General features: G+C 39.6%; 10 protein-coding genes. 7 read left to right on the top strand and 3 right to left on the bottom strand.

Translation table 11 applies throughout. The features are described 5' to 3' along the window. The 3 genes from DBR11_RS30195 to DBR11_RS16745 all read left to right on the top strand — a co-directional run. A partial coding sequence (locus DBR11_RS30195) for a CBS domain-containing protein (protein ID WP_233260792.1) occupies positions 1 to 381 on the top strand: 381 nt, incomplete at its 5' end. 17 nt (positions 382 to 398) lie between these two features. Then, a complete protein-coding gene (locus DBR11_RS16750) occupies positions 399 to 1490 on the top strand; it encodes a mannose-1-phosphate guanylyltransferase (protein WP_108553798.1) in 1092 nt (363 codons plus the stop codon). Positions 1491 to 1583: 93 nt separating this feature from the next. Then, positions 1584 to 2852 (top strand): Hsp70 family protein, encoded by a 1269-nt coding sequence (locus tag DBR11_RS16745; protein WP_108553811.1) that lies wholly within the window; start codon positions 1584 to 1586, stop codon positions 2850 to 2852. 7 nt (positions 2853 to 2859) lie between these two features. On the opposite strand, the gene rlmB is transcribed toward DBR11_RS16745, so the two are convergent. Next, a complete protein-coding gene (rlmB, locus tag DBR11_RS16740; RefSeq protein WP_108553797.1) occupies positions 2860 to 3630 on the bottom strand; it encodes a 23S rRNA (guanosine(2251)-2'-O)-methyltransferase RlmB in 771 nt (256 codons plus the stop codon). Between the two features lie 207 nt (positions 3631 to 3837). Here rlmB and dnaB point away from each other — a divergent pair, with 207 nt between their 5' ends. Further along, entirely contained in the window at positions 3838 to 5412 is a 1575-nt protein-coding gene (gene dnaB / locus DBR11_RS16735; protein WP_108553796.1) for a replicative DNA helicase, read from the top strand. A 2-nt stretch (positions 5413 to 5414) separates the two neighbouring features. On the opposite strand, the gene chrA is transcribed toward dnaB, so the two are convergent. Both chrA and DBR11_RS16725 read right to left on the bottom strand, forming a co-directional pair. Further along, entirely contained in the window at positions 5415 to 6614 is a 1200-nt protein-coding gene (gene chrA / locus DBR11_RS16730) for a chromate efflux transporter (RefSeq protein WP_233260791.1), read from the bottom strand. A gap of 11 nt (positions 6615 to 6625) precedes the next feature. After that, positions 6626 to 6961, bottom strand: a complete 336-nt coding sequence (locus DBR11_RS16725) for a tetratricopeptide repeat protein (protein ID WP_108553795.1) — start codon at positions 6959 to 6961, stop codon at positions 6626 to 6628. A gap of 139 nt (positions 6962 to 7100) precedes the next feature. Here DBR11_RS16725 and DBR11_RS16720 point away from each other — a divergent pair, with 139 nt between their 5' ends. The 3 genes from DBR11_RS16720 to DBR11_RS16710 form a co-directional block, all read left to right on the top strand. Continuing rightward, positions 7101 to 7838 (top strand): electron transfer flavoprotein subunit beta/FixA family protein, encoded by a 738-nt coding sequence (locus tag DBR11_RS16720; RefSeq protein WP_108553794.1) that lies wholly within the window; start codon positions 7101 to 7103, stop codon positions 7836 to 7838. A gap of 37 nt (positions 7839 to 7875) precedes the next feature. Next, a complete protein-coding gene (locus DBR11_RS16715; RefSeq protein ID WP_108553793.1) occupies positions 7876 to 8847 on the top strand; it encodes an electron transfer flavoprotein subunit alpha/FixB family protein in 972 nt (323 codons plus the stop codon). A gap of 39 nt (positions 8848 to 8886) precedes the next feature. Then, positions 8887 to 9275, top strand: a 389-nt coding sequence (locus tag DBR11_RS16710) for a bifunctional nuclease family protein (protein WP_146186561.1), incomplete at its 3' end; no start/stop codon positions are given.

Raw genomic sequence — 9275 nt, 5'->3', positions numbered from 1 at the left:
AAATTGTATCTTAAAGCTAATGATCTTGCTTCAAGAAATGAAAAGCCTTCTATTTCGCCAAATTCGCCAATCAAAGATGTTATTATAGAAATAAGTCAAAACCGTTTAGGCGTTGTTGTTGTTATTGAGAACGATACGATTCTGGGAATAATTACTGACGGAGATATTAGAAGAATGTTGGAAAAACATTCTAATTTAGCAAACATTATGGCGAAAGACATTATGAATACCAATCCTAAAAAAATTGACAAAGATGCTTTGGCAGTCGATGCACTGGAAGTGATTAAGCAAAATAATGTTACTCAATTGCTGGTCACTAATGGAAATAAGTATTTCGGCATTATTCATTTACACGACCTTCTTCAGGAAGGAATTATATAAAACCATCTATAAATAGCATGAACAAAAATAATTATGCCTTAATTATGGCTGGCGGCGTCGGAAGCCGTTTTTGGCCAGTAAGCAGAACAGAATACCCAAAACAGTTCATTGATTTTTTTGGAATTGGAAAAACCCTCATACAGAGTACATACGATCGTTTTTTAAAGATTTGCCCTCCAGAAAACATTTTTATCGTCACCAACGAGATCTACACAGATATCATCAAAACTCAATTACCTGATATACAGGACAACCAAATTCTTGCTGAACCTATTATGCGTAATACAGCACCCTGTATTGCCTATGGTTCCATGAAAATATCAGAGCTCAACCCTGATGCAGTCATTGTGGTAGCTCCTTCAGATCATACCATTGCAGATCTGGATAGTTTTGTTGCTGCTATCGAAGAATCGCTGGAAGCAGCAGCTCAAAATGATTGCTTGATTACCCTGGGAATTAAACCCAGCCGCCCGGACACCGGTTACGGCTATATCCAGTATGTAGACAATACTTTGGCCTCAGATCCAAGGATTCATAAAGTAAAGCTATTTACAGAAAAGCCTAACCTGGAATTAGCAAAGTCTTTTATCCAGAGTGGTGATTTTTTATGGAATGCGGGTATATTCATATGGTCTGCAAAAGCCATAAATAACGCATTTCATAAGCATCTTCCTGAAATGCACGAAATTTTCCAGTCAGGGCTGTCCTTATACAATACTTTAAAAGAATCGGCCTTTATCAGTGACGCCTATCAGCAATGTACTAACATCTCTATTGACTTTGGTATCATGGAGAAAGCCAATAACGTCTATGTATTACCAGCTGATTTTGGCTGGTCTGATTTAGGTACATGGGCTTCTATTTATGATATGGCAGAAAAAGATTACGTTGGAAATGCGGTGATTCCTTCAGAGAAGGTCATGATGTTTGATTCTTCTAATTGCATGGTGAATGTACCCAAAGACAAACTTGTCATTTTACAAGGTTTACATGACTATATTGTGGTAGAGTCTAACAATATCTTACTCGTTTGCCCGAGAAGTGAAGAACAAAGCGTCAAACAAATTGTTGCCGACATTAAATCCAAACATGGCGCAAAATTTATTTAACCCCAGATCGTTTTAAGAACGTTCAAAATTATATTTAATTTGCCTTCAGGTTATTATCAACCTGGAGGTATTTTTTTTAGCTATACCCTGTTTATGAATAATTACCTCTACGGAATCGACTTTGGAACAACGAATTCCTCCCTTTGCATCTTTGATGAAGAAAATAACGAGATCATCCACACCATCACTATTCCTTCCCTCCTCTATTTTCAAAGTGAACAAATCTTATCTGAGCCTCTGAGCTATTGTGTTGGCGAAGAAGCGATTTCTTCGTATTTGAAAGATGGGATGAAAGGACGCTTTATGAAATCGGTAAAACGCATTTTACCCAGAAGCAGTTTTATTGAAACCCGCATTTTTAACAAAAGATACAATGCATCAGATCTTGTTACACTAATTCTGAGGGAGCTCAAAACAAAAGCAGATCAAGTTATTGGCGGAGAATGCTCTAAAGCCATCATTGGCAGACCTGTATTCTTTGATGATGACAGCTCAGAAAAAGACAATCTTGCTCAAAAAAGACTGCACAAGGCAGCAGAGCATGCTGGTTTTACCAATTTTGCCTTTCAATTTGAGCCCATTGGGGCGGCCTTTGCCTACGAGAGAACACTAGAACGCAGAGAAAAGGTATTGGTAGCAGATTTAGGTGGAGGTACCACAGATTTCACCTATATGGTATTAGATCCCGCCAAAACGGACCATAAGGACAGAAAAGAGGACATTCTTGCTACTGGTGGTATCTATATTGGCGGAGACAGTTTTGACTCTGCTTTTATGTGGGAAAAAGGAACACCCTATTTCGGCAAAGAAACCATGTACGAAGCTGCCCCAGGTAAAATGCTTAAAGTCCCGGTTTCATTGTTTACACATATCTGTTCCTGGGAGCAGATGAATTTCTTTAATGGACTGAAAATTAAAAATGATCTCCAGAACTATTACCATTATTCTAAACGAGATGCAAAATTCAAAAACCTACTTACCCTGACAGAAAATAATCTGGGCTATTCTGTTTTTCAATCTATTGAAAAAACAAAAGTCGAACTCTCAGAAAAAACGGATTCTTTATTCAGTTATTCCAATATGGAAATTGAGATCCGCGAAAATATCTCGCTGGAACAATACAATCAGGTGATAGGAAAAGACCTGAACAAAATCAGTGTATATTTAGACCAGTTTCTCAGCAACAACAACATCGAACTCAAGGATATTGACAGTCTGTTCATCACCGGAGGTACGTCACTTCTTATTGCTGTAAAAGAGCTTTTCAGCCATAAGTTCAAGAACATACCAGTCCGGTCAGAAGATAGTTTTATTAGTGTAGCCAAAGGTTTAGCTTACAGTGGATATCTTCTTAATAACTAAAATGTTATTACGACAGGCCACGTTGCCTTATGGCTTCATATAGAATAACACCAGCCGATACGGAGACGTTCAGGGAACTGATCTCTCCGATCATCGGAATTTTAGCCAAATGGTTAGCCATCCTCATAATATCATTGGAAATTCCTTCATCTTCAGCCCCCATTACAATGGCCGTTGGAAGTGTATAATCAGGAACATAAATCAGGTCATTGGTTTTCTCTGTACAAGCCACGATCTGTAAACCGCATTCCTGCAGAAACAAAGCGATTTTATGCAGGTTAGGATGTCTGCAAACAGGTATGCTGAACAAGGCACCAGCAGAAGTTTTTATCGCGTCTGCATTGATCTGTGCAGAGTTTTTAGTAGGTACAACCAAGGCATGCACACCTGCACAAGCAGCTGTTCTGGCAATTGCACCCATATTTCTAACATCAGTAATTCCATCCAGAATAAGTACCAATGGTGTCTCACCTTTTTCATAAATGGTTGGTATGATGTCTTCTATCTTTTGAAAGGTAATGGAAGAAATCACAGCTATAACCCCTTGGTGGTTCTTCTGTGTCATCCGGTGCAGTTTCTCTGCAGGTACATTGTGTACTGGAACTTCTATGCCTTTTAATAATGATTTAAGCTCAAGCATCAAGTCTCCGGCCAGACCACGCTGAATATAAATACTCTCAATATCCTTCCCAGCCTTAATAGCCTCAATTACAGCACGTATACCAAATACAAACTCATTATTTTCTTTAGGTCTCCCAGACCTCCTAAAATTTTCCATACCCTTTTATTAAGCTGCAAAAATAACTGAAATAATGAGATTAAGGGCAAGCTAATTAATTAAGGAGCTAAACTCCTCTTATCCACACATTTCTGTTGGCAACTATTTCAAATTTAGGGAGGACATATAGAATCCTTGAATTCGCTTTGTTTAAATGTGTATAAAGAAATGGAAAAATGAGCTGAATTTTTGTCTATTTTTGTACCTATGAGTAACGATAACGGAAATCAAGGACAGGACAAATCAAACTTCACAGCCAGAAAAAACAGATTAAGCAATTCCATGAATACCCTGGGCAAGATCCCGCCTCAGGCATTAGATCTTGAAGAGGCTGTTCTGGGGGCTCTGATGTTGGAAAAGGATGCCCTATCTACTGTTATCGATATCTTAAAACCAGAGGTTTTTTATGCAGAAGCGCATAAAAAGATTTTTGAAGCCATTGCAATCCTTTTTCAGAAGTCAAAACCGGTAGATATTTTAACAGTAACATCCGAATTGAGAAACCTTGGTCAATTGGAAATGGTTGGCGGTGCCTATTACATCACGAACCTGACCAATAGAGTTGCCTCTTCTGCCAATATCGAATACCATGCCCGTATCATTTCTCAAAAATACATTCAAAGAGAGTTGATCCGCATCTCTTCAGAAATCATCCAGAATGCTTATGAAGATACCACAGACATTTTTGACCTGTTGGACCATGCAGAAAAAAATCTATTTGACATTGCCCAAAACAACCTGCGAAGAGATACCCAGAAAATGGACGAGATCGTTAAACAATCTCTAGCCACTTTAGAAGAACTCAGAAACAAAAGTGATGGTTTAACAGGTGTTCCATCTGGATTTACCGACCTTGACCGGATTACCGGGGGATGGCAACCTTCAGATCTTGTGATTATTGCGGCACGTCCCGCCATGGGTAAAACAGCCTTTGTTCTAACCTGTGCACGAAATGCAGCCGTAGATTTTAAACGTGCTGTAGTCGTATTCTCCCTGGAGATGTCCTCGGTGCAGTTGGTGAATCGTTTAATTTCCGGAGAGACAGAGATTGAACAGGAAAAGATCAGGAAAGGAAATCTTGCAGAATGGGAATGGCAGCAATTGCACAGCAAAATCGGCACTTTAACAGAAGCACCTCTTCTTATTGACGATACCCCTGCCCTGAACATATTCGAATTCCGAGCAAAGTGCCGGAGGTTAAAAGCACAATACGATCTGCAGCTGATCATCATCGATTATTTGCAGCTGATGCATGGAAAAGGTGAAGGCCAAAGTGGTGGCGGAAACAGGGAGCAGGAGATTGGTAGTATCTCAAGAGCCTTGAAATCTGTAGCCAAAGAGCTTAATGTTCCGGTACTTGCCCTCTCTCAGTTAAGCCGTGCCGTAGAAAGCAGACCTGGAGCAAACGGAAAACGACCAATGCTCTCCGATTTAAGGGAGTCGGGATCTATTGAGCAGGATGCGGATATGGTTTTATTCCTATATAGACCAGAATATTATGGTATCACCGAAGATGAACAGGGACGCTCACAAGCAGGCGTTGGTGAGGTAATTATTGCAAAACACCGTAATGGTGAAACCGGTATTGTTCCATTAAGGTTTATTGGTAAGTACGTTAAATTTGCTGATTTGGAAGACAATTTCATGCCACAAAACTCTTTCTCTATGGACAGCCCTGGAGCAGGTATAGCACCATCAGCAGATTTTGACAGACCTGCAGGAAACGTCATCATTAAACCGTCAAGAATGGACGATATGAATGATGATGACGCACCGTTCTAAGTTTAAATAAAATAGCCAAGTAATATCCCAGCGATTACAATTAAAGGTGGGCTGATCCTCGTAAAATTCAAAACCAGGAAAGTAACCGTCATAATACCAATAGAAAGAAAATCGATCCCTATAGGTTTTAAGAGCAGTATAAATGCGGCAATAATAAACCCCACACTGACCGCATTTATACCAGTTAAAGAGTGCTTAATGCGGGTAATCTTTTTAAGATCATCCCAAAAGGGAACAATAAACAACACCAGAATTAAGCCCGGAAGGTTAATACCCAGCACTGCAACAATCCCACCGGTAATCTGGCCCCAGATCCCATAACCAAAGTTCTTCATACTTAATGCACCAACATAACTCGTAAAAGAGAAGGTTGGCCCAGGAAGAGCTTGCTGTATCGCAAATCCAGACAGGAAACCGGAGGCATGCAAATAATGTTTCATTTGCACAAACTCAGTGAACATTAACGGAGCAAGTACCTGTCCGCCCCCGAATATAAAAATCCCATTCCTGTAAAAATTCTCAAAAAGTCTTATAGGTAAACTAAAGGGTGAAGTTGTATTAATAATAGCCCCAAGAATTGCCATAAAAAGTAAAACCCCAATGAAATAGCTCAATTTTTTTGGATTGATATTGGAAAACAATTTCACACGAAGCTCCGTTTCCTCTTTTGGTGTACCAATAGCTGAGGAAACCATTCCACCAATAAGAATAGCCAAAGGAAACACATAGGCATTTCTTAACACAAGAGTGGCTACCACAGAAGAAATGGCCAACATGATAGACAATTGAGAAACCAATACCTTTCTCGATAAATTGTAAGCTCCAAAGGCAACAATTCCAAGCGCAATAGGTTGAATGTATTTTAGAATTTCTATAAACTTCTCTTTTTGATCCAGCTTACCAAAACTAATGGCTGCAAAGGTCATCACAGCAGCAGAAGGAAAGATCCAGATCAAAAATGTAGTTATAGATAACCTAAGGCCCCCTACCTTATAAGCAATCCCCACCAGTGTTTGTGTAGATGCCGGACCTGGAAGCACCTGAGCAAGAGCATTGAGCTCCAGCAAATCCTCTTCAGAAATAAACCTGTGTTGCTTTACAAAATACTTCAACAGAAGGGAAATATGTGCCTGGGCTCCTCCAAAGGCCGTAAATGTAAACAGAATTACATTCCTGATGAATAACAGTTGCCGCTTTGCCAATGTATTACAATTTAATCATCTTCATAGTCCATTCCCATTGCAGAATTCAAGGCGCCCTGTAGTTCTGAATAAGCATGATTATCTCTTTTGTTCCTTGCGGCAAGCATCCCCTGCTGATAAGTCTCAATAGCCTTATCCTTCTGCTGCTCTTTTTCATAAAGCTTGCCCAGATGATAATAAGTACCTACATAATCGGCATGCTTATTGACTAATGTATGATAATAATGAAATGCTTTTTCTGTGTCATTTAAGTTGTTATACTCAGTGGCCAGGGCATAAATAACGAAGGGATCATTAGGATCACTTTCAAAAAATTCCAATAACTTGATTAAACGGGTACTTTGCATTTTAAATCCCTGCTTTTTTAATTAGATTTGCAAAAAGACAATTTTATAAGATACCACCAGGCAAAGCTGTTTAATCGGAAAATTGGATAAAACTGAAAAGCCTGAGGTTGACTCATGAAAGTTAAAAAATTAAATTTGTATGAAAATATTAGTTTGTATCAGTAACGTGCCCGACACAACGACAAAAATAACTTTTACTAACGATAATACACAATTCAATACATCGGGAGTTCAATTTATTGTAAATCCTTATGATGAAATTGCCTTATCGAGAGCGATCGAACTTTGCGAAGGCGGAAAAGGTACGGTTACCGCAATTAATGTAGGTGACAGCAGTACAGATCCAACCATCAGAAAAGCCCTGGCTATTGGTGCCGACGATGCTGTTAGGATTAACGCTGTACCACGTGATGCCTATTTCACAGCCTACCAAATCGCTGAATATGCTAAAACCGGAGATTTCGATATGATCCTTTGCGGACGTGAGTCAATTGATTACAACGGAGCGCAGGTAGCTGCAATGGTTGGTGAATTTTTAGACATTCCTTCAATATCTATTATTAAGAAACTAGATTACGATGAAACCACTGCAACCCTGGAGCGTGAAATTGAAGGCGGTAAAGAAGTGGTTTCAGTAACAGGCAAATTTATTGCAAGTTGTGCTGAAGGTGTTGCAGAACCTAAAATTCCAACCATGAGAGGAATCATGTCTGCAAGAACCAAATCCCTGCAAGTAGTGGAAGCGGTTGAAATTGCAGAAGTAGCCAAGGTGGTTAAATTTGAGACCCCTGCCCCAAGAGGAGCTGTTAAACAAGTTCCCGCAGAAGAGGCCGCAAAATTAATTGACTTATTACACACGGAAGCAAAAGTGATCTAAGGATCCTTTTTTACAAAAATTTAATTAAAAGATATTTATGTCAGTTTTAGTATATGTAGAACAAGCCGATGGCAAATTTAAGAAATCAGGTTTCGAAGCCGTTTCTTATGCAAAAGCTATTGCAGATGGACAAGGAACTCATTTAACCGCAATTTCTATTGGTAATGTGGGTGACAGTGAACTGAAAGAATTAGGAAAATATGGTGCATCCAAAGTCTTGAACGTATCATCTGATCAGTTGAAGAATTTCGTCAACCAGGCTTATGCTTCTGTAATCGTAGAGGCCGCAGCTAAAGAAAATGCAGATATTGTTATCTTATCCAACTCCTTCTCCGGAAAAGGTCTTGCACCAAGGATAGCGGTAAAACTCAAAGCTGGATTGGTAGATGGTGCAGTAGAACTACCTCAAACAACAGATGGTAAATTTACAGTAAAGAAAAATGCATTCTCAGGAAAAGCTTTTGCAGTTACAGAATTGACCTCTGTAAATAAAGTGATTGCCCTAAATCCAAACGCATTTGGAACTAAGGAATCAGCTGGTGATGCTACCATTGAAAACTTCACACCAGAAGTCAAGACTACAGACCTTACAGCCATTGTAAAAGAGATTGTTCGGGCTACTGATAAAATCTCTCTGCCAGATGCAGAACTGGTTGTATCTGCGGGAAGAGGATTAAAAGCTCCTGAAAACTGGGGAATGATTGAAGAACTTGCCAATTTGCTTGGCGCAGCTACCGCTTGCTCCAAGCCCGTATCTGATGCAGGCTGGAGACCACACTCCGAACACGTTGGGCAAACAGGAATTGCGATCAGCCCTAACTTATACATTGCAATTGGTATTTCTGGCGCTATCCAGCATTTGGCTGGTGTAAGCTCATCCAAAGTAATCGTTGTGATCAATAAGGATCCGGAAGCACCCTTCTTTAAGGTTGCAGATTACGGAATCGTAGGCGATGCCTTTGAAGTGGTACCTAAATTAATTGAAGCTTTAAAAGCACATAAAGGATAAAAATATAGGGCAGGCCCCGCCTGCCCTATATTCTTTAATATGAAAAAAGTAAAACTAGATATCGTTGGCCTATCGTATAGCCAGACCCAGTCAGGTGCTTATGCACTGGTTTTGGGAGAAGTAAATGGGAGAAGACGTCTTCCTATTATTATTGGTGCTTTTGAAGCACAGGCTATTGCCATTGAAATAGAGAAAATGACTCCGAGCAGACCGCTTACACATGATCTCTTTAAATCTTTTGCACAGACATATGGAATTCAAATTACAGAAATCTTGATCTATAATCTGGTTGACGGCGTATTCTTTGCCAAACTCATTTGTACAGACGGAGAAAACGTACAGGAAATCGATGCCAGAACTTCTGATGCTATCGCTCTTGCGGTACGTTTCAATGCGGCTATTTACACTTATGAATTCATTATTTCATC

It is taken from the genome of Pedobacter sp. HMWF019, from assembly GCF_003061025.1.
GTDB lineage: Bacteria > Bacteroidota > Bacteroidia > Sphingobacteriales > Sphingobacteriaceae > Pedobacter.
This window is presented reverse-complemented; position numbering and strand designations above follow the sequence as displayed.